Annotated in this window: 18 protein-coding genes; 13 read left to right on the forward strand and 5 right to left on the reverse strand. The window is 43.4% G+C overall.

Features of this window, described 5'->3' with window-relative positions:
- The first annotated feature begins 284 nt into the window (after window positions 1–284).
- Window positions 285–947 carry a 7-cyano-7-deazaguanine synthase QueC gene (queC, locus tag Q4B82_RS06300; RefSeq protein WP_303065582.1) on the forward strand — a complete coding sequence of 221 codons (663 nt, stop codon included), beginning with the start codon at window positions 285–287 and terminating at the stop codon, window positions 945–947.
- A gap of 74 nt (window positions 948–1,021) precedes the next feature.
- Entirely contained in the window at window positions 1,022–3,565 is a 2,544-nt protein-coding gene (glnD, locus tag Q4B82_RS06305) for a [protein-PII] uridylyltransferase (RefSeq protein WP_303065583.1), read from the forward strand.
- A 74-nt stretch (window positions 3,566–3,639) separates the two neighbouring features.
- Here glnD and Q4B82_RS06310 read toward each other — a convergent pair whose 3' ends face one another.
- The gene (locus tag Q4B82_RS06310) at window positions 3,640–6,042 is read right to left on the reverse strand and encodes a penicillin-binding protein 1A (RefSeq protein ID WP_303065584.1); all 2,403 of its coding nucleotides are present in this window, start codon (window positions 6,040–6,042) and stop codon (window positions 3,640–3,642) included.
- Between the two features lie 150 nt (window positions 6,043–6,192).
- Here Q4B82_RS06310 and pilM point away from each other — a divergent pair, with 150 nt between their 5' ends.
- The 10 genes from pilM (at window position 6,193) to Q4B82_RS06360 (ending at window position 16,809) form a co-directional block, all read left to right on the forward strand.
- The gene (gene pilM / locus Q4B82_RS06315; protein WP_303065585.1) at window positions 6,193–7,299 is read left to right on the forward strand and encodes a type IV pilus biogenesis protein PilM; all 1,107 of its coding nucleotides are present in this window, start codon (window positions 6,193–6,195) and stop codon (window positions 7,297–7,299) included.
- A 1-nt stretch (window position 7,300) separates the two neighbouring features.
- Window positions 7,301–7,921 (forward strand): PilN domain-containing protein, encoded by a 621-nt coding sequence (locus tag Q4B82_RS06320; protein WP_303065586.1) that lies wholly within the window; start codon window positions 7,301–7,303, stop codon window positions 7,919–7,921.
- A gap of 26 nt (window positions 7,922–7,947) precedes the next feature.
- Complete coding sequence (locus tag Q4B82_RS06325; RefSeq protein WP_303065587.1) at window positions 7,948–8,562, forward strand: type 4a pilus biogenesis protein PilO; 615 nt, start codon at window positions 7,948–7,950, stop codon at window positions 8,560–8,562.
- A gap of 21 nt (window positions 8,563–8,583) precedes the next feature.
- Complete coding sequence (locus Q4B82_RS06330; protein WP_303065588.1) at window positions 8,584–9,081, forward strand: pilus assembly protein PilP; 498 nt, start codon at window positions 8,584–8,586, stop codon at window positions 9,079–9,081.
- Between the two features lie 45 nt (window positions 9,082–9,126).
- The gene (gene pilQ, locus Q4B82_RS06335) at window positions 9,127–11,220 is read left to right on the forward strand and encodes a type IV pilus secretin PilQ (protein ID WP_303065589.1); all 2,094 of its coding nucleotides are present in this window, start codon (window positions 9,127–9,129) and stop codon (window positions 11,218–11,220) included.
- Between the two features lie 82 nt (window positions 11,221–11,302).
- A complete protein-coding gene (rep, locus tag Q4B82_RS06340; protein ID WP_303065601.1) occupies window positions 11,303–13,303 on the forward strand; it encodes a DNA helicase Rep in 2,001 nt (666 codons plus the stop codon).
- 135 nt (window positions 13,304–13,438) lie between these two features.
- Window positions 13,439–13,573: a hypothetical protein gene (locus tag Q4B82_RS06345; RefSeq protein WP_303065590.1), complete on the forward strand. Its 135-nt coding sequence runs from the start codon at window positions 13,439–13,441 to the stop codon at window positions 13,571–13,573.
- 12 nt (window positions 13,574–13,585) lie between these two features.
- The gene (locus tag Q4B82_RS06350; RefSeq protein WP_303065591.1) at window positions 13,586–14,269 is read left to right on the forward strand and encodes an ABC transporter substrate-binding protein; all 684 of its coding nucleotides are present in this window, start codon (window positions 13,586–13,588) and stop codon (window positions 14,267–14,269) included.
- Between the two features lie 468 nt (window positions 14,270–14,737).
- Window positions 14,738–16,147, forward strand: coding sequence for a dihydrolipoyl dehydrogenase (locus Q4B82_RS06355; RefSeq protein WP_303065593.1), 1,410 nt, complete (start codon window positions 14,738–14,740; stop codon window positions 16,145–16,147).
- Window positions 16,148–16,353: 206 nt separating this feature from the next.
- Window positions 16,354–16,809, forward strand: coding sequence for a DUF4149 domain-containing protein (locus Q4B82_RS06360; protein WP_303065594.1), 456 nt, complete (start codon window positions 16,354–16,356; stop codon window positions 16,807–16,809).
- Between the two features lie 66 nt (window positions 16,810–16,875).
- On the opposite strand, the gene Q4B82_RS06365 is transcribed toward Q4B82_RS06360, so the two are convergent.
- The 3 genes from Q4B82_RS06365 to Q4B82_RS06375 form a co-directional block, all read right to left on the reverse strand.
- The gene (locus Q4B82_RS06365) at window positions 16,876–17,457 is read right to left on the reverse strand and encodes an alpha/beta hydrolase (RefSeq protein ID WP_303065595.1); all 582 of its coding nucleotides are present in this window, start codon (window positions 17,455–17,457) and stop codon (window positions 16,876–16,878) included.
- Entirely contained in the window at window positions 17,454–18,233 is a 780-nt protein-coding gene (locus Q4B82_RS06370; RefSeq protein WP_303065596.1) for an exodeoxyribonuclease III, read from the reverse strand. The genes Q4B82_RS06365 and Q4B82_RS06370 overlap by 4 nt, the downstream gene beginning before the upstream one ends.
- Before the next feature lie 94 nt (window positions 18,234–18,327).
- On the reverse strand, window positions 18,328–18,714 hold the full coding sequence (locus Q4B82_RS06375; protein WP_303065597.1) for a hypothetical protein: 387 nt from the start codon (window positions 18,712–18,714) through the stop codon (window positions 18,328–18,330).
- 73 nt (window positions 18,715–18,787) lie between these two features.
- On the opposite strand from Q4B82_RS06375, the gene pyrE reads away from it, so the two are divergent.
- Entirely contained in the window at window positions 18,788–19,435 is a 648-nt protein-coding gene (gene pyrE, locus Q4B82_RS06380; protein ID WP_303065598.1) for an orotate phosphoribosyltransferase, read from the forward strand.
- A gap of 142 nt (window positions 19,436–19,577) precedes the next feature.
- Here pyrE and infB read toward each other — a convergent pair.
- On the reverse strand, window positions 19,578–21,503 hold a 1,926-nt coding region (gene infB, locus Q4B82_RS06385), incomplete at its 5' end, for a translation initiation factor IF-2 (RefSeq protein WP_303065599.1).

Below are 21,503 nucleotides of genomic sequence, written 5' to 3' on the forward strand. Positions count from 1 at the left end.
TCATAGGGATTATTCTAATCTAAATTGAATTTCCCTGGTTATCTAGTACAGTCCCATTAATAAATAAAATCATCGTATCGTACCGTAAAACAGGGTTTCAGTCAGCTTAAATGTAGTCGTAGAAGTGAAAATGCAATAATATGGTAAATTAAAATAAGAAATCTGCTTCGTTGCCCACGCCCTTATGTACGATTTATACACGGCGGGCGTGGTCGCCTTGCATCTTTCTTATTTTACTTCACTATAAAAACCCTTTTTCAGGCAGCCTTAAACATAAAAACATCATGAATCATTCAAATAACCCCCAATCCGCTCTGGTGATTTTTTCAGGCGGACAAGATTCCACCACTTGCCTTTTTCAGGCGATTACCGAATTTGGCGCGGCAAATGTGCAAGCGATAACTTTTGCCTATGGACAACGCCACGCCATTGAATTGCAACGCGCCGCGTGGATAGCGCAAGATTTGGGCGTGAAACAAACGGTGCTGGATTTATCGCTGATTTCTGCCATTACAAACAATGCTTTAATGGACGAAAACATGCAAATTGACGTTTCAGGCAGCCTGCCCAATACTTTTGTGGACGGTCGCAACACGCTGTTTTTGCTGTATGCGGCAATTTATGCCAAATCACAGAATATTAAGGCTATTTTTATGGGCGTGTGCGAGACCGATTTCTCTGGCTATCCCGATTGCCGTGATGTGTTTGTCAAATCCATGAATGTGTCTTTGAATTTGGCGATGGCTTACGATTTTAATATTCGTACGCCATTGATGTATCTCACAAAAAAAGAGACTTGGGCTTTGGCAGACAAGTTGGGGGCGTTTGACTACATTCGCCAGCACACCCACACTTGCTATTTGGGCGTAGAGGGCGGTTGCCACGAATGTCCAAGTTGCCAGTTGCGCGAAAAAGGTTTGCGCGAATATTTGGCAGAACGCGGCTGATTTTTTCAGGCTGCCTGAAAACACCATTTAAGCATCTGTATCCTTTATTCCCATATCCATTCAAATTCAACCCAATGAACCCCATTCAAACCACACAAATCGTTTTACAACAAGCAAAAAATCAAGCCCTTAATGATTATCGTGCCAATGGGCGTGAACCGCAGATTTTCTTTCGCGCATACACGCAGGCTTTGGACGATACTTTGAATACTTTATGGCAAGTGTTTTTTTCAGGCAGCCGTTTGTGTTTATTGGCTTTGGGTGGTTTTGGACGGCGTGAAATGTATCCGTATTCTGATGTGGATTTGGCGATTGTGTCGCCTGATGCGTTAAGTGAAACGGAACACAATCAGATTGCTGGATTTGTGCAAACCTTGTGGGATATGAAATTGCAGCCCGCCCTTAAATCAGGCTGCCTGAATGAACTTTTGCAAGCAGCTCAATCGGATTTAACCGCTGAAACGGCTTTTTTAGAAGCGCGTTGGATTTGTGGCAACACAGAGTTAGCCGAACAAACCCTAATGGCTTTCAGGCAGCAAATGGATACTGTGCGCTTTATGGAAAACAAGTTGCTGGAAATGCAACAACGCCATGCGAAACAAGGCAATTTGGTACTCGAACCGAATTTAAAAAATGGCGTAGGTGGTCTGCGTGATGTACATACCATGATGTGGTTGGCGCAAGCACAGGGCATCAAGCCTGATTTTCACGCATTGATGCGCCACCGTATCCTTACCCGTACCGAAGCCAATTTATTGCGCAGCAGTCATCGCCGTTTAGCACGTTTGCGAATTGAATTGCATTGTGCGGCAGGTCGCGAAGAAGACCGTTTATTGTTTGACTTTCAGGCAGCCGTTGCCACGCAATTAGGCTGGGACAGTATGGGCAAACAAGCAGCTTGTGAAACACTGATGGCACGTTTTTACCGTACCGCCAAAACTGTGATGCAGCTCAATGGCATTTTATTGCCGATGCTGCGCGGTCGCGTGTATTCACCTTTGCCGCGTGTGGTACACAATATTGATGATGATTATTATCAAGTCAATGGCTTGATTGCCGTACGCGATTTGAATCTGTTTCAAAAACAACCTTACCATTTATTTAAAATCATTGAATTGCTGCAAAAACGCCCCGATTTGCATGGTATGGCACCGAAAACCCTGCGTCAATGGTGGGCAGCATCACACCAAATTGATGCCACATTTTATGCCGATGCCACCAACCGTATGCGTTTTCTGGGTTTTTTCTATACGGGTCATGGTCTCACACGCACCATGCGCTTTTTGAATTTATACGGTGTGTTGGCGCGTTATCTGCCAGAATGGCACAAAATCATTGGCTTATTGCAACACGATTTGTTCCACATCTATCCCGTTGATGACCATATTTTGACGGTACTGCATCATGTGCGCCGCTTTGCGGTAGAAGCGCACAGCCATGAAATGCCGTTTGCATCAAGTTTAATGCAAGATTTTAATCAAGCTCCCATTCTTTATTTGGCTGCGCTGTTTCACGACATTGCTAAAGGACGTGATGGCGACCATGCAATTTTAGGCGTTGCTGATGCAAGGCGTTTTGCCGATGACCATAGGCTGCCTGAAAACGAAGCGGATTTGCTGTGTTGGTTGGTAGAAGCACATTTATTGATGTCGCAAACCGCCCAAAAAGAAGACATTCAAGACCCCGATGTGGTGGCACGTTTTTGTCAGCAAGTAGGCACAAGTGAACGTTTAACTGCACTTTATTTGCTCACTGTTGCCGACATACGCGGCACCAATCCCAAAATTTGGAACACATGGAAAGCCCAACTGTTGCAAACTTTATATGAACGTGCCACACGTCATTTAACAGGCTACACCAGCAATCGTGAACATAAAACATTCAGTCGCCGCCAAAAAGCCGAAACTTTTTTGCAACAACAAGGCATCAACGACAAAAATATACGCCGCATTTTTCAATATTTGGGCGATGCCTATTTTGTGCAACACAACAGTAACATCATCATTTGGCATTTAAGCCACATCATGTTTCAACCCGAACAAGCCCATATCGCCCTGATGCCTTTGGACAACAACACATTGCAAATCATGGTGTATATGCCCAATCAAGACCGCTTGTTCGCTCGTTTATGTCGCTTGATTGCCGATTGCGGTTTGGGCATTGCCACCGCACGTGCATTCATCACTGAACACGATTTTATTCTGGATACCTTTGTGCTGACGCTGCCTGAAAACAGCCAGCCTGATGAAGTCAATGATGTTCAGGCAGCCTTATTGCGTGATTTACAACAATTTGTACAACAACCACATGATAATTTAGGCAAACGACCCATCAAAATCAGTCGGCAAGCCCGATTGCAACCGATTTCGCCTTTTGTCCGCTTCCAAGCCAATGAACACGAAGCCCAACATTATGTTTTGGACATCGCCACCGCCGACCGCCCTTATCTTTTGGCAGACATCGCCGAAGTGTTAGCACGCCACAAAATCCGTTTGCGCCACGCCAAAATCGCCACCATGGGCGAACGCGCCGAAGACAGTTTCATTGTGGAAATGTCGGAATGGCATGCTGCCAAAGAATATGAAGTGGTACAAGATTTGAAAGCGATTTTATCGTAAATGATTTACGAATACAGCTTCTGAAAACAATCAAACGCAAACCAATAATCTGTATCAGTTTGCGCTTTTTGTCATCAGAGTAAATTACCCATATTCTTTAACCCATCATTATCATCTGGTTGTGATTTAAGTTCATGGGTTTCAGGTTTTGTATTCTGAGGCAGGCTGCCTGAATCCACAGGCTCAGCAGGCAACTCTCCCTGAATGGCTTGATTGTCCATTGTCGCACCTACTACTTGCTCATCAAGTACACTTGGGTCGGAAGTGCTGTTATCCAAAGGAATATTGTCTGATGTGCTTTGTTGCTCTTTCAAATAATATTCGCCATTGATTTGCACCAAACCTTGTGGTACCCAATATGGTTTAGATGGAACTTTTTTCAAAGCAAAATCCATATAATTTATCCAAACAGGCAATGCCAAAGTGCCACCAAATGCTTTACTGCCCAAGCTTCTGGGCGTGTCATAACCCAAATACACAGCCGTAACCAACTGGGGATTGTAGCCCACAAACCAAGCATCTTTATTGTCATTGGTTGTGCCTGTTTTACCCGCTAAATCACTTCGTTTTAAACTTTTTGCAGCACGCGCCGTACCATGTTCAATCACATCTTGCATGATGCTGGTCATGATGTAAGCATTGCGTGGATCCATCACTTGGGGCGCATTTTTACGCGCAACATGAGGGTGCATTTCTGCCAAAACATTGCCTTGTCGATCGTAAATGCGGTCTATCACATAGGATGATATTTTATACCCCCCATTAGCAAAAACCGCATAACCTTCTGCCATTTGCAATGGTGTAGCCGAACCCGAACCCAAAGACATCGCCAATCCTTCAGGCAGCTGATCCGCTCTGAAACCAAATTTTTGTGCGTATTCACGCACATAAGGCACACCTATAGCTTCTGCAATGCGTATCGTTACCAAGTTTTTAGAGCGTACCAAAGCAGAACGCAAAGTCATTAAACCTGAATAATTTCCATCTGAATTTTTAGGCGACCATTTACCAATGGTTAAAGGTGCATCCATCACTTGAGTTGCCGCAGTCATGCCCTTACTCAATGCTGCGGAATACACAAATGGTTTGAATGTAGAACCAGGCTGCCTGATGCTTTGAGTAGCACGGTTAAACGTTTTACTGTGGTAATCATAACCGCCCACTACGGCTTTAACTGCACCTGTATTGACATCAAGCGACACCAACGCACCTTGTATTTCAGGCTGTTGAACAATCATCCATCCATTTTTTGCTTTTGCAATGCGTATTAAAGAACCGATTTTTAATGCCCTATCGCCCATTTTTTTATTGTTGATGGCATTGGCTGCGCTGCCCATCTGCGCACGATTGATTTGAATGACATTGCCATCTTGTATCTGTACTGCAATGCCTTTTTTATCAATTTGACGAATAATCGCTGGCACCATTTTCTCTACGGTATAAGTATTACCCAAAAAACGTGCAATTTCTTCTTCCAATTCCTCGTCTTCCAAACCACTTAAATCCAACTGTTGCTCTGCACCACGATACGCGCTACGATGGTCATAATCAAGCAAAGCACGGCGCAATGCCTGTGTGGCAGCTTTTTGGTTCTCGCTGTGTACCGTTGTGTAAACATGCATGCCACTGGTATAAACTTTTTCGCCATAACGTTCATACAACCATTGACGTGCCATTTCAGCAACATAAAGTGAGTTAGGGTCAATATCAATACGATGTCCACCGTAAATCAGGTTTTCTTTTAAGGCAGCATCACGTTCATTTTGTCTAATCATGCCCAATTCCAGCATATTGTTCAAAATATACTCTTGGCGCAGTTGGGCGCGTTTGGGATTCACAATCGGGTTGAATGTGGAGGGAGCTTTAGGCAGACCTGCCAAAATACTGGCTTCTGCCAAAGTTAAGTCTTTCACATCTTTGTTAAAATAAATTTTGGCAGCAGCAGCAAAACCATAAGCGCGCTGCCCCAAATAGATGTGATTGAAATACAATTCCAAAATTTGGTCTTTGGTTAAAGTTTTTTCAATTTTGTAAGCCAATAAGGCTTCGTTGAATTTGCGGGTTAAGGTGCGTTCATTGCTTAAATAAAAGTTGCGGGCAACTTGTTGGGTTATCGTGCTGGCACCTTGTTTTGAGCCGCCTTTTAAATTACTCAATACCGCACGCGCAACCCCCATTAAATCCACACCCCAATGCTCATAAAAACGCTTGTCTTCCGCAGCAATCACGGCATTTTTCAAATTCTGTGGAAACTCCGCAATGGACTTAAACTCGCGGCGTTCATCACCATAAATACCGATGATTTTGCCATCGTTTGAATAAATGGTTAATGGCTCTCTAGGTTGATAGTTTTGTATGGCTTCCAAATCAGGCAGCTCGGGATATTTCACCAAAACAGCTATTGTCAACAAACCCAAAGCGAACAAAAACAAACCTAAAAGCAACCCCAATAATGTTGTAATAAATCGTGTTATCATGGTTTTTATGTCATTCCCAAAATAAAATTTGCCATAATTTTTTTAAAATCAAGTAAAATGCACCTATGTTTTGTTACCCAGCAAAATTCCAGCGAACCAAAACCCCAAACACAATTATAAATGTTTTGCGTGTTTAAGTAAGGATTCAAAATGATGCGTTTAAAAAAAACCAACAAAAATACAAGCAATAAAGTTGCTTCTGCCACATCAGGCAAAAGCGTTATCGGTTTAGATATCAGCCAATATGCCATCCGTATGGTACAACTTTCAGGCAAACAATTAAACCAAGTTCAACTGGAAAAATATGCCATTGAATACTTACCCCAAAACGTGGTTTCAGGCAGCGAAATTGTCAATTACGATGAACTTGTATCGCATTTGCAACAATGTTATAGCAAATTAAAAACAAATTGCAAGCAAGTTAATATGGCTTTGCCATTTAGTACAGTAACGATTGAAGAAAATTCAATGTACGACCCCAGTATTGCTGAAATCAGCTTACAGGAATTTGTTGAATCAGAAGTTGCCACATTTGGCACACTTGATGAAATGAATTACGACTGGAATGTTGTGGGTCAAAATACAGCCACCCAAGAACAAAACGTACTGATTGTTGCTGCCAAAACCGAAAATATTGATAAAGCAACCGATTTACTTGATGAAGTAGGTTTATCCGCTATTAATATTGATGTCGATTTATTTGCTATTGCCAATTCATTCATTTACGCAGATGAACTATCAGGTCATGAATTTCCGATTTCGCGTACCGCCTTATTTGATATTGGCGATACCACAATGAAAACCTTAATTTTGGAAAACGGAAAAATCGTTTATAAACAAGAAAGTCACTTGGGTTTAGAGCAATTAATTCAGCTTATCCAACGCAACTACCAAGTGAGTGATGCAGAAGCACTTAGCATGGTTCATGGTTCAGGCAGCCGACCTACTGACTATCATGAATACATTATGGTTAACTTCAATATGCAAATTGCGCAAGAAATTCAACGCGCCTTACAATTCTTTTTCGCCACCCAAAGCGGAGAAAGCATCGTAAAAGAGATCTACATTAGTGGCAGTGGTTGCATTGCCAATTCAGGTTTAGAAACAGCCGTCTATTCCGAAACAGGCATCAATGTACGTCAAATCGCACCCGCAAGTTTAGCAAACAACAAAAGTAAAACAGAGGTTGTGACATTTGATAAAGATGCCAATTCACTAACAATGGCATTTGGTTTAGCTTTGAGAGGTTTGGTATAAAATGAATTTAATTAAAATCAACTTGCTTCCCTATCGTGAACTGCAAGAACAAAAACGGAAAAAACAATTCCAAAGTTTAATGTTATTCGGTGCTTTAGCAGGTATTGGCATTGCTGCTGCAATTTATGTTGGTTTAGTAGGTATCATTGAACATCAAAACAGTCGAAATGAAGCCTTACAATCAGGTATTGCCGAGTTGGATAAACAAATTGCCGAAATCAAAAAACTGAATGAACAAAAACGCAATTTTTTGGCACGTAAACAAAAAGTAGAAGAATTGGACATCAAACGTTTTGAAGGTGCGCGTATGTTGGATACCCTAAACCAAATTGTACCAGAAGGCAGCTATCTCATTTCTCTTGAACCTGTTTCACAAAGTCAAAATGCAACAGGCACCAGCGAATACATCTTAACAGGTCGTGCAGTAAGTGATAACAAAGTTGCGCTATTCATGAACGCTTTACCCAGCACAGGTATATTTGATTTACCAAGATTAAATGGCATCAAAAAAGTTGATGATGCACAAGAGTTTGCTGTTACCACCAAACTCATAGAACAACAACTGCCCAAAGTAGAAGATGTATCTGGAACAGCACAAGCTGCCAGCACACCTGCTCAATAATTATGATATGGAGATAATCGGGTATTATGAAATCACTGGATCTCAACAACCTACATAAACAGAGTAAAGGCGTACAACTCATTTGTGCTGCAATTTTAGCTGCAATTATTGTGGGATTAAGTTACTTTCTCTTATTCAGCGACCAAATTACTGAATACGAAACAGCCACACAAAAAGAGGAAGAACTGAAAACCGAATACACCAACAAAAGCACAATGGCAGCAAATTTGGATAATCTCAAAGAAGAACTGGCATTGATTGAGCAAAGCATTTCAGTTTTATTGAAAAAATTACCTACCAATGACGAAATTCCTTCTCTTATCCAAGAAATGCATCAAGCAGCAGCCAAAAATGGTTTAACCATGAGTGCCTTAACACCTGCTACCCCCATCAATGAAGGGCAAATCCAACGTTTACCATTTTCCATTTCCCTAAATGGCAGCCACGAACAAATTGCTGATTTTACTCGTGATATCGGTAGAATGTCTCGCATTGTAACTTTATCCGACATGAACATCAAAAATGCCGATACCAACAACTTAAATGGTAATAAACTTTCCTTTGCAGCTTATGCAAACACCTACAAAGCATTAGATACTACTTCTGCATCTGGTGCATCTGCTGCTTCAACCGCCCAATAAACACAATGATTAGGAAAAAAAATGAAACAAAAAATACTCATACTGTCATCATTGTTCATATTGGCTGCCTGTACAGAAGACAGCAATTTGCAGGAATGGATGCAAGCAGAACAACTTGAAGCCAAGAAAAAAGTTCGTCCAGTACAACAGCCAGAATCCATTGAAGCCGTAACATATTACGCGCCACAATTTTCTGGACCGCATGCATTCAACATTGCCAAACTGAAAGCAGCTTTCCAAAACAGCAATGCCCCTGATATGAATCGTGCCAAAGAACTGTTGGAGAATTACAGTTTAGAAAACCTAAAATTTGTTGGCACAATAGGAAGTGGTTCAAATTTATCTGCCCTAATTGAAGTAGAAGGGCATGTTTATACCGTCAAACCTGGCAATCACTTGGGACAAAATTACGGCAAAATCAGCAAAATTACCACTGATAAAATTGAAATTATTGAAGTGGTTGAAGATGCCCAAGGCAACTGGGGTGATCGTCCTGCTGAGCTGATATTGGCAAATTAAGCAGTTTGACAATTAAATAACTATGTAATTATGAGGTTTTAAATCATGAAAAGAAATTCTATAAAAATCATGTCTGCTGCATTATTTGCGGTTGGCTTTCAGGCAGCTTGGGCAGGCAATATTGTGGATATCAATGCATCGGTTTTAGACAACAATCAACGTCTGATTACAGTACGTTTTGATAAAGATGCGGTTGAGCCATCTGGTTTCATCACAACCAATCCATCTCGCATTGCATTGGATTTTGCCAAAACAGATTTGGCATTAAAACAATCCACATTCTCTTTTAATGACCCCATTCTGAACCAAATTATTACTGCCAAAGACAACCAACATGCCCGAATTTCCTTAAATTTAGGCAAAGAAGCGCAGTACAACGCCCAAGTTAAAGGCAATGAAGTTTTGATTTATATCAGCGAAGCCAATTCAAGTAATCAAGCTGTAGCTCAAACAACACGCGCTGCCAACGGAAAAAATCAACCCACCATGCAACACCCAGGTCATGGTGCAGATTTCAATATTGATTTCCGTAAAGGCGAAAATGGTGCAGCCATAATTGACTACGTAGCTAATTATGCAGGTCAGCCACATATTCAAAAATTAAGCGATCGCCTGATTATTACCTTAAAAAACCACCCACTTGCCACACAAAATCAGCGCAATTTAGACGTTGCTGATTTCTCTACCCCTGTACGCACCATTGCAGTAAAACGCGTGGGCAATGACACCCAAATTACCATTCGCAATCAAGGCAGCTGGGGCTACAAAACTTCAAGCAACAATGGTCGTCAAACCATTCAAATCAATCAAGAACGTAATGTTGCCTACTTGGGTATCAGTGACAAAAAAGACAACAATTTCAAAGGGAAAACCATCTCTTTGGATTTCCAAAATATTGATGTGCGTACCGTATTGCAAATCTTATCCAAAGAATCAGGCATGAATATTGTTGCCAGCGACACGGTACAAGGCAAGATGACCTTGTCATTGAAAGATGTTCCTTGGGACCAAGCTTTAAATTTGGTGCTTGATGCCCGCAACTTGGAAATGAAACGTCAAGGCAACATCATCAATGTTGCACCACGCGAAGAGATGATGAAAAAAAATCGCGATGAATTGAATGCCCAAAATGAAATTCAAACTTTGGGACCATTGCTCTCGCGCACTTTCCAACTCAAATACAAAAATGTAGAAGAATTTCGTGATATTTTAAACTTGGAAAACAGCACTACTGATTCTTCACGCAGTATTTTAAGTGGTCGTGGTAGTGCCTTGATTGACCCTTCTACCAACACTTTAATTATCACAGACAATCAATTTGTGATGCAAAAATTTGAGCGATTGATTGAAGAATTGGACGTACCTGCGCGTCAAGTGATGGTTGAAGCACGCATTGTAGAAGCAAGCGATGGCGTTTCTCGCGAATTAGGTGTGAAATTTGGTTACGGTCGCAGTAGCAGCAGTCCTCGTATGGGTGTATCAGCAAACTGGGAAGGTGCTCGTGTCAACAGCAATAATAATGGTGGTAGCATTGAATTTGGTCCAAACATTAACCTACCTGTTACCAGCGCATTAGGCAGTTCGATTGCTTTGGTAAGACATTTCTCTTCTAACGCATTGGGTTTGGAATTGTCTGCATTGGAAACCGAAAACCGCACCAAAACAATTTCCACACCGCGCGTTTTAACCCAAGACCGCAAAGAAGCCGAAATCAAACAAGGTTTACAAATTCCTTATACCACACGCGATACAAATGGTTCTACCAGCACCGCATTTAAAGATGCAACCATGAGTTTAAAGGTCAAACCACGCATTACGCCTGATAACAAGATTATCTTGGACATTGAAATCAATAAAGATGAGCCAGATTATACTCGTACCAATATTGAAGGTGAACCTGGTATTTCTACCAAACAAGTCAAAACCCAAGCCATGATTGAAGATGGCGGTACTTTGGTGGTTGGCGGTATTTACCAAGAAGTTCAAAGTAATGTGATGAATAAAGTACCTTTATTGGGTGATATTCCCATTATCGGTAATCTATTCAAAAAACGTGCTCGTGAACAAAGTCGCAACGAATTGCTATTCTTCATTACCCCACGCATTATGGGTCAAGAAAACAGCGTATTGCGCTATTAAACCAAATACAAACCGCACAGCAATTTGGCTGTGCGGTTTTCCATTCAAAACCATTTTCAATTTCAAGCTGCCTGAAACCATTATGAAACTCAATCCACAACAACAAGAAGCTGTTCACTATCTCAGCGGACCTTTATTCGTTTTGGCTGGTGCAGGCAGCGGAAAAACGCGTGTGATTACCGAGAAAATTGCCTACATGATTATCCAAGCAGGCTATAAACCCCATCACATTGCCGCGATTACCTTTACCAACAAAGCGGCTACTGAAATGCAAGAACGCATTGCTGCCAAATTAGGACGCGAAAAAACCCGCGGTTTAACCGTTTGCACTTTTCATGCTTTGGGTATGCGTATGTTGCGTGAAGATGCACAACACATCGGCTACAAAAAAAACTTCTCCATTTTGGATACTGCCGACAGCAATAAAATCCTGACTGAACTCTCAGGCAGCATAGGCAAAGAAGCCATTTTCAAACTGCGCAATCAAATTTCGCTGTGGAAAAACGATTTATACACACCCGAAACCGCATTTCAAGCAGCCTCTGACGACTGGCAACGTCATGCAGCCCAAATTTATGCCAGCTATCAAGCCATTTTACACAGTTATCAAGCTGTAGATTTTGATGATTTAATCCGTTTACCTGTATTGTTGTTGAAAGAAAACAGCACATTACGCCAAAAGTGGCAGCAACGTTTACGTTATTTATTGATAGACGAATGCCAAGATACCAACGCTTGTCAATATGCATTGATGCGACTTTTAACGGGCATTGAAAGCATGTTTACCGCAGTAGGTGATGACGACCAATCCATCTACGCATGGCGTGGTGCAGACATTGAAAATCTGCGCCGTTTACAAGCCGATTACCCGCAACTCAAAATCATCAAGCTGGAACAAAATTACCGCTCTACCACACGGATTTTAAAAGTTGCCAACCACGTCATCGCCCACAATCCCAAAATCTTCCCCAAAACTTTGTGGTCGCAATATTGCGAAGGTGAAGCGGTGCATGTGGTGGCGTGTCAAAACGAAGAACATGAAGCCAAATATGTGGTGGGACAAATCGCGCGACAAAAAACAATCAAACAAGCGCAATATGCTGATTTTGCCATACTCTATCGCAGCAACCACCAATCACGTCTGTTTGAAGAAGCCTTGCGCGAAGCACGCATTCCCTATCGTTTGTCAGGTGGACAAAGTTTCTACGATAAAGCTGAAATCAAAGACGTTTTGTCTTATATGCGCCTGCTTACCAATCCCAATGACGACCCAGCCTTTTTACGTGCTGCAACCACACCCAAGCGCGGTATTGGCGAAACCACATTAGCCAAACTAAATGAATATGCCCAAAATCATGCATGTAGCCTGTTTCAGGCAGCCTCCTCTGTCAATGCGCTTAACACATTAAGCAACAAAGGACGAGAAGCCGTGCAGCAATTTACTGCCATGATGCACGATTACCGTCTCCGTGCCGAAACAGATGAAGCAGGTGGTGTTATCGCCGATTTGTTGCGCGACATCCAATATGAAAATCACTTAAATCAAATGGAAGAAAACAGCCGTGCTGCCGAATCCCGTTGGAAAAACGTTCAAGATTTACAAAACTGGTTAAGTCGCAAAAATGAAGAAAAAGGCAAGAACCTGATTGAACTAACCCAAACCATCGCGCTAATGACCTTATTGGAAGGACGGGACGATGAAGAAATTGATGCTGTAAAAATGTCCACACTGCACGCCTCAAAAGGTTTAGAATACCCTTTTGTATTTTTGGTTGGCTGTGAAGAAGGCTTATTCCCACATACCGAAAGCATAGATGAAGGACGACTGGAAGAAGAACGCCGCCTGATGTATGTAGGCATTACCCGTGCCAAAGAAGAACTCACACTCACGCATTGCCTAAAACGCAAACGCGCAGGCGTATGGCAATTTCCTGAACCCAGTCGTTTTCTTGATGAAATGCCACAAAGCGATTTAAGCATATTGGGACGCAAAAACAGCGCCCCCATTGTCAGCAAAGAAGAAGGACGACAACGTTTGAGCAGTATGTTGGACAAATTAAAACAAAAATCGGCAAACAAATAACACCAATCATTTGATTTTAATATACTTATTACACCAAACATCCTAACAGCATTTTGATTTTCCTGATTTTAGGCATATAATCCCATTGGGACTAATACAAATTAGCCCCATTATTTTTGCAAAAAAGAAATAAACATGAAAAAAGCCCTATTGATTTTGACATTAAGTACCTTTTTGGCTGCATGCAACAACGCAGCCCAATCCCCAGCAACAAGCAGCATTCAACAAACCTCAACAACAGCCGTAAACAATAAACACAATCCCAACTGACAAACTGTTGTTGTGGCTTCACAATTAACTTATCCTCCATTCCATTATATTGGCAACAACGGCGAACCCGATGGCTTTGAAGTGGCATTATTGCAAGAAGTTGCCAAAGCAGGAGAATTCAACATTACCATTCAAAACACACCACGCACATTATTGGAGGAAACCTTAAACAACGATCGAGTACAAATTTGGTCTTCCACCATCTCCATCAATCCCGAGCGTGCCACACAAATGGATTTCAGTCAGTCTTTCATGCACAAAGACAGTAGAGCCATTGTGCTTCAAGACAACGAAGCCAACCAATCCTTGCAAAAAGCCAAAGACTTTAAAGGCAAAAAAATCGCCATCAATGAATTAAGCAAAGGCGACAGAGAAGCTGCCATGAATTTAGCAGATTCGAAAAACAATCTCGTTGTAACCCCAAGCTATATTACTTCCATTGGTTCAATGTTAACTGGCGAAACCGATGCCGTTTTGGATAATGGATTGGTTTTGCGAAATTATTTGAAGAAACAAAAAGATTTGCCATCCATGCGCATGATTTTGCCTTCCGAAGAAAACAAAGATTATGCGTTTGCCGTGAAAAAAGGCAATGCCGAACTTTTGAATAAAATCAATCAAGGCTTGGAAAAAGTCAAAGCCGATGGCACTTATCAAAAACTGGTAGAACAATGGTTTGGTGATGAAAAAATCTAAACCATAAACAAAACACATAATTAGGCTGCCTGAAACCCATTTTCAGGCAGCCTAATTATGGTCGTTTCAAATTACAACACTGTATTATTTGTACTAGGTAGCATACCCGACGGAGTTAAAAATACAGTTGCCACGGTATAAAATTTTAGAACTTGACAAAGTTATGGGGTAATCCCACCCTACACAAGTCATTTATTTTCAGTTTTCTTATCTCAAACGCACGTTAATAACTATAAACAGTAAAATAATTCAATCTGTTTGATTACCTATTTATGCGATAATAGTACCTTAATTTCAGAACCTGTATTCATCTATTAACCTTACGAATACAGTCGCAGAATTGAAAAAGCACTACGGCATGACCAATGCCCTTATATACTATATGTATACCGCAGGCGTTGCCGCTTTATATTGCATTTTCACTTCCACGACTATATAGATTTTCACTTTATGAACAAGGAAACAAAAATGAAAAAATTAAATGCAGATGTTGTCGTAATTGGTGGTGGCACAGCAGGCATGGGCGCGTTTCGCAATGCACGCCGCTTCACCGAAAACGTTTATTTAATTGAAAGCCATGTATTTGGCACAACCTGCGCACGCGTAGGTTGCATGCCATCTAAACTGCTGATTGCAGCAGCCGAAGCACGTCATCACGCCTTGCATACCGCCCCTTTTGGCATACATTTAGACACCAATTCAGTACGCGTTGATGGGCAAGAAGTCATGAACCGCGTTAAAACCGAACGCGACCGTTTTGTCGGTTTCGTTTTAGAAGACGTATATGCTTGGGACGAAAACCGCCGCATCATGGGTAAAGCCCAATTCCTTGACGACAAAACCATACAAATTGACGACCACACCCAAATCACGGCTGAACGTTTTGTGATTGCCACAGGTTCACGCCCTATTATTTTGCCCGAATGGGAAAAATTGGGCGACAAATTGATTGTGAACGATGACGTATTCTCTTGGGATACGCTGCCTGAAAGCGTAGCAGTATTCGGTCCAGGTGTCATCGGTTTAGAATTGGGACAAGCATTAAGTCGCTTGGGCGTTAAAGTAGAGATTTTCGGTATCGGTGGTGCGTTAGGTGGTATCAGCGACCCTGTTGTCTTAGCAAAAGCGATTGAAATCTTTGGTGCTGAATTGACTTTACATTTGGACGCACAAACCAAAGTGGCATTAAATCATGCAGGCAAAGTGGAAGTAAAATGGACACAAAATGGCGAACAAGGCGTTTTTGTTGCCGATTATCTGCTGGCGGCCGCAGGTCGTCGACCCAATGTGGATAACATCGGCTTGGAAAACCTGAACATAGAAAAAGACGTACGCGGTGTTCCCCTTGCCAACCCACACACCATGCAAACCAGTATCCCCCATATTTTCATCGCAGGCGATGCTTCCAACCAACTTCCCTTGCTGCACGAAGCCAGCGACCAAGGCAAAATCGCAGGCGAAAACGCAGGTCAATACCCCAATATCAACACAGGTTTACGCCGCAGTATGATAGGCGTGGTGTTTACCAGCCCACAAATTGCCAGCATTGGCGCACGCTATACTACTCTAAAACAACAATATGGCGAACGCTTTGAACACGATGTGGCGATTGGCGAAGTGTCATTCAACAATCAAGGACGCAGTCGCGTGATGCGGGTCAATCAAGGACATTTACGCGTTTACGCCGACAAACAAACAGGTCGCTTCTTGGGTGCTGAATTAACAGGACCATCAGCAGAACATTTGGCACACTTAATGGCATGGGCTCATCAATCACAAATGACGATTGCCCAAATGCTGGATATGCCATTTTACCACCCTGTTATTGAAGAAGGCTTGCGTACCGCATTGCGCGATGTGGCAAGCAAACTGGCTTAATGTGTTTCAGGCAGCCTGAAAGGGTGGGTACCAGTACCCACCCCACACAAATCATTTATTTTTATGGTATTTTCAATTTTCTTATCCCAAACTCACCACATTAAAACTGCCTGAACGGTCAATGCCAATCAAACCCTACATACGACAAAAACAAGCAGTTTGTGTAAAATCCGTGTCATTCAAATCCACATCACAAAGGACACACCATGCGAAGATTAACCGCCGTAGCCGCAGGATTGTGGTTAGGCTTGCACATCGGTTTTGGTTACATTGCCGCCCCCATTCTTTTTGCTCGCTTGGATAAAATCACAGCAGGCAATATTGCAGGCAGTCTGTTCCATTATGTCAATGGCTTGGGCTTGGTGGTGTGGTTGGCAGCCTACTTCATCTGTCGCAACGACAGCCGCCGCAACCGCTACGCCCCACAAAAAACACACCGACTGGTCGCATTTTTGCTGTTTTTAACCGCATTCAATGAATTTCTGATGACACCCGTTATTGAAGCCTTAAAAACAGGACAAAACAACTGGCTACACAGTTGGATAGGTGGCAGTTTCGGTATGTGGCACGACATATCCAGTTTAATCTATATGCTCGCCAGCTTGGTTGGTTTAATTTTATGTTTCATGCTTTTGCGCCTGCGCGAAGCAGTACGCTACTGAATTTTCAGGCAGCCTGAAAACACAAAAACAATGAGTGGTTTATCATCAACCACTCATTTCCATTCACTATGCCAACACCATCTCCTGCATCAATTTCATGCCCCATTGCCACCCATCTTCAAACGCATTCAAATGCCCATGATGTGGCACACAAAACAAACGCATACGCCACATTACCGCTCGCTCACGCGCCCAATCCAATGCACACAAATCATCATTTTGTCCAACAACCAAAGCCGCTTTACCATTAAAACGCACACGCTCAAAAGCATCTTCCATTTCATCACAACACAAACTTTGCAAAGGCGCAACCAAAAGCACCCCCACAATCCGCTTCCGCACCAACACATCACTGTGATAATACCAAGCAAGCACAGCATTCGCTGCCACACCATGCGCCACCAACATGATTTGCTGTTCACCACAACGCGCATATGCTTCTGCCACAATCTGCCGCCATTTACCCACACTTTGGCTGCCTGAAACGGTCGCCATCTGTACAATTGGATAACTTATCGCCCAACGATCCAACCACATCGGTGCTTCACACGCGTCACGCAACAGCAATAAAGTCAAATCAGCCAAATATCTCCCCTTTTTCAGGCAGCTTAAAACACCATTCCAATAGACTACCTGAACAAATTTCACAACACAAAATCATAATCCACCACCAAAGGCGCGTGGTCGGAAAATTTTTCATCTTTGTAAACGTGGGCGGCGGTGGCTTTTTGTGCCAAGTTGGGCGTAACCATCTGATAATCAATGCGCCAACCCACATCTTTCGCATACGCCTGACCGCGATTGCTCCACCAAGTGTAGCCAGCCTGATTGGGGTAGAGCGTGCGCCAAATGTCCACCCAGCCCAGTTTGGCAATCACATTGCCTATCCATTCGCGCTCTTCGGGCAGGAAACCTGAATTTTTCAAATTGCCTTTCCAGTTTTTCAAGTCAATGTTTTGGTGGGCAATGTTCCAATCGCCACACACCACCGTATTGCGCCCTTCGGCGTGCAAAGCCGCCAACATGGGGTAAAACACGTCCAAAAAGCGGAATTTGGCTTGTTGGCGTTCTTCCGCGCTGCTGCCTGATGGCAAATACAGGGAAATCACGGTCAAATTCACATCATCAAAATCGGCGCGAACAAAACGCCCTTCGCGGTCAAATTCCGCCACGCCCATGCCGATTTGGACGCGGTCGGGCGTGCGTTTGCTGTAAATTGCCACGCCACTGTAACCGCGTTTTTCGGCACAATGCCACACGCCGTGCATGCCGTGTGGGTTTTGCATTTCTGCTGATAAATCAGACTCTTGTGCTTTCAATTCTTGCACGCAGACAATATCCGCGCCGCTTTGCAAAATGTAGTCGTGGAAATTTTTTTTGTAGGCGGAACGAATGCCGTTCACATTCGCGGAAATAATACGCATGAAATCAACCTTGTTTTAAATTGTGAACATGAACAATAAAAAACCTGAAATGGTTATTTTCCCATTTCAGGCTGCCTGAAAAAAGATTGGGTAATCATTTACCCAAAATGCCTGCTTTTTCTGTAGAATTGGATTCGCGTACGGTAAAACGTTGCACTAAATTGTTTTTGTCAAACATGACCACCATTTCTTTGGTTTTAATGTCGTGCCCACTGCTGAAAATATTCACAATCGGAATGTAGTTGCTGGCATGAGAAGTGGCTTCAGAATAACGATATGTCCAAATTTCATTGCCACCATCAGTAAAACTTACGCTGTCTGCTGAACCATATTTGGCTTGCACCTGTTCTTTGGTGGTTCGTCCCTCAACAATATATTGCTTTACTTCTGACAAATTGACATTTTTCAAAGATGTATTGCCCGAACTGGCACAGGCACTCAATAACACTGCACTCAACAATAAAACAGATAAACGTTTCATTAAGATTGTCCTTTGTGGAAGAATGGTTAATAATTCACAATTATAACCATTTTTTGTAAAAAAGGAAAACAACATGAGCAACTTCCGTCAAGATTTCTTGAATTTTGCCTTGCAACAAAATGTGTTGAAATTCGGCGAATTTACCACCAAAGCAGGTCGCCAATCGCCCTATTTTTTCAATGCAGGTTTGTTTAACGATGGCGCGTCCACGCTGCAATTGGCGCGGTTTTACGCCCAAGCGATTTTGGAAAGCAAAGTGCAATTTGATATGCTCTTTGGCCCTGCGTACAAAGGCATTATTTTGGCGGCTGCCACCGCCATGATGTTGGCAGAAAAAGGCGTGAACGTGCCATTCGCCTACAACCGCAAAGAAGCCAAAGACCATGGCGAAGGTGGTGTGTTGATTGGTGCGCCCTTGCAAGGTCGCGTTTTGATTATTGATGATGTGATTTCGGCTGGCACTTCGGTGCGTGAAAGCCTGAAATTCATTGAAAACGCGAGCGCACAAGCGGCTGGTGTTGCCATTGCGCTTGACCGCATGGAAAAAGGCACAGGCGAACTTTCTGCCGTGCAAGAAGTACAGCAGCAATACAATTTACCCGTAGTGGCGATTGCCAATTTATTGGATTTATTCACTTTATTGGAACAAAATGACAGTACGGAATTGGCACAGTTTGTTGAACCGATGAAAAATTATCGCGCACAATATGGCGTAGTTTAATTTGTAATGAAATACAATCATTCATAGTCGCAGAATTGAAAAAGTACTACGGCGTTATTGCCTTGCCTGCGTTAATGTTAAACAACGATAAAAAGGCAGCCTGAAAACCACTTTCAGGCTGCCTGTTTTCATTCAAACGCGATTACAGCGTACGCGCCACTTCAACCACGTCAAAGCATTCCAGTTGGTCGCCTTCCATGATTTCATTGAAGTTTTTAATCATCAAACCGCATTCAAAGCCCATTTTCACTTCTTTTACATCGTCTTTAAAGCGTTTGAGCGATGACAATTCGCCCGTGTGAATCACCACATTGTTGCGAATCACGCGCACTTTGCTGTCGCGTTTCACCAAGCCGTCCGTAACCATACAGCCTGCAATATTGCCGACTTTGGATACGGTAATCACTTGGCGGATTTCCACCATACCCGTGATTTGTTCTTTCTCTTCGGGCGACAACATGCCGCTCATCGCGGCTTTCACATCGTCAATCGCATCGTAAATGATGTTGTAGTAGCGGATTTCCACGTCTTCGGTTTCTGCCAATTTACGCGCAGCATTGTCCGCGCGCACGTTAAACGCAATAATCAACGCGCCCGAAGCAATCGCCAAGTTCACATCACTTTCGGAAATGCCGCCCACGCCACTGTGCAAGACCTGTACGCGCACTTCATCGGTGGACAATTTTTGCAGGCTGCCTGCCAAAGCTTCGTAAGAACCTTGTACGTCTGCTTTGATGATGATAGACAAGTTTTGTGCTTGATTTTCGCCCATGTTGTTGAACATGTTTTCCAATTTGGCGGCTTGTTGTTTTGCCAAACGCACATCGCGGAATTTGCCTTGACGGAACAGGGCAACTTCACGCGCTTTTTTCTCGTCTGCCAACACCAACGCGTCTTCGCCTGCATTGGGTACGTCCGACAAACCCAAAATTTCTACGGGGATAGATGGGCCTGCTTCGTCAATCGGTTTGCCGTTTTCGTCCAACATGGCGCGGATTTTACCGAACGTGGTGCCAGCCAACAGCATATCGCCTTTACGCAAAGTACCGCTTTGCACCAACAAGGTGGCAACCGCACCGCGACCTTTGTCCAATTTCGCTTCCACAATCAAGCCTTTGGCAGGTGCTGCAACTGGGGCTTTCAATTCCAACACTTCCGCTTCCAACAACACGGCTTCCAACAATTTGTCAATGTTGATGCCGTGTTTGGCAGACACGTCCACAAATTGCACATCGCCGCCCCATTCATCGCACACGACTTCGTGTTGGGTCAATTCTTGGCGAATGCGTTCGGGGTTGGCGGAATCTTTGTCAATTTTGTTCACGGCAACCACAATCGGCACGCCTGCGGCTTTGGCGTGGGCAATGGCTTCAACGGTTTGCGGCATCACGCCATCATCGGCTGCCACCACCAAAATCACGATGTCGGTGGCTTTGGCACCACGCGCACGCATGGCGGTAAAGGCTTCATGACCGGGGGTATCCAAAAACGTTACCACACCGCGTGGCGTTTCCACATGATACGCGCCAATGTGTTGCGTAATGCCACCAGCCTCGCCCGACACCACGCGCGTTTTGCGAATGTGGTCAAGCAGCGAAGTTTTACCGTGGTCAACGTGTCCCATCACGGTAACAACGGGTGGACGTGGCAACATTTCCGCATCAACATGGGTGCTGTCGTCATTCAAGAAGGCATCTGGGTCGTCAATGGCGGCAGGTTTGCCGATGTGTCCCATTTCTTCTACCACGAGCAGGGCGGTGTCTTGGTCAAGCGATTGGTTAATCGTAACCATCATGCCCATTTTCATCAGCGTTTTGACCACTTCCACGCCTTTTACTGCCATTTTGTGCGCCAAATCGGCTACGGTAATGGTTTCAGGCACCAGCACTTCGTGAACCACAGGTTCGGTTGGGGCTTGGAATGCGTGTTGGTTGGGCGCGAGTTTGAGTTTTTTCGCTTTTTTGTTGCCACCGCGTACGCGCTCATCATCGCCACCTGCATTGCGGCTGTCGTTGCGACCGCCTTTGACGTTTTTGCCACCTTTGCCTTTGGGTGCGTCATCATCGCG

This window comes from Alysiella sp., from assembly GCF_030525755.1.
In the GTDB taxonomy this organism is placed as follows: Bacteria; Pseudomonadota; Gammaproteobacteria; order Burkholderiales; family Neisseriaceae; genus Simonsiella.

Excerpts from the sequence above, each read along its gene's own strand:
- pilM (WP_303065585.1), top strand. The coding sequence starts at position 6,193 with ATGATGCGTTTAAAAAAAACCAACAAAAATACAAGCAATAAAGTTGCT.
- queC (WP_303065582.1), top strand. The coding sequence starts at position 285 with ATGAATCATTCAAATAACCCCCAATCCGCTCTGGTGATTTTTTCAGGC.
- pyrE (WP_303065598.1), top strand. The coding sequence starts at position 18,788 with ATGAGCAACTTCCGTCAAGATTTCTTGAATTTTGCCTTGCAACAAAAT.
- Q4B82_RS06320 (WP_303065586.1), top strand. The coding sequence starts at position 7,301 with ATGAATTTAATTAAAATCAACTTGCTTCCCTATCGTGAACTGCAAGAA.
- Q4B82_RS06345 (WP_303065590.1), top strand. The coding sequence starts at position 13,439 with ATGAAAAAAGCCCTATTGATTTTGACATTAAGTACCTTTTTGGCTGCA.
- Q4B82_RS06325 (WP_303065587.1), top strand. The coding sequence starts at position 7,948 with ATGAAATCACTGGATCTCAACAACCTACATAAACAGAGTAAAGGCGTA.
- glnD (WP_303065583.1), top strand. The coding sequence starts at position 1,022 with ATGAACCCCATTCAAACCACACAAATCGTTTTACAACAAGCAAAAAAT.
- Q4B82_RS06370 (WP_303065596.1), bottom strand. The coding sequence starts at position 18,233 with ATGCGTATTATTTCCGCGAATGTGAACGGCATTCGTTCCGCCTACAAA.
- Q4B82_RS06360 (WP_303065594.1), top strand. The coding sequence starts at position 16,354 with ATGCGAAGATTAACCGCCGTAGCCGCAGGATTGTGGTTAGGCTTGCAC.
- Q4B82_RS06375 (WP_303065597.1), bottom strand. The coding sequence starts at position 18,714 with ATGAAACGTTTATCTGTTTTATTGTTGAGTGCAGTGTTATTGAGTGCC.
- Q4B82_RS06330 (WP_303065588.1), top strand. The coding sequence starts at position 8,584 with ATGAAACAAAAAATACTCATACTGTCATCATTGTTCATATTGGCTGCC.
- rep (WP_303065601.1), top strand. The coding sequence starts at position 11,303 with ATGAAACTCAATCCACAACAACAAGAAGCTGTTCACTATCTCAGCGGA.
- pilQ (WP_303065589.1), top strand. The coding sequence starts at position 9,127 with ATGAAAAGAAATTCTATAAAAATCATGTCTGCTGCATTATTTGCGGTT.
- Q4B82_RS06310 (WP_303065584.1), bottom strand. The coding sequence starts at position 6,042 with ATGATAACACGATTTATTACAACATTATTGGGGTTGCTTTTAGGTTTG.
- Q4B82_RS06355 (WP_303065593.1), top strand. The coding sequence starts at position 14,738 with ATGAAAAAATTAAATGCAGATGTTGTCGTAATTGGTGGTGGCACAGCA.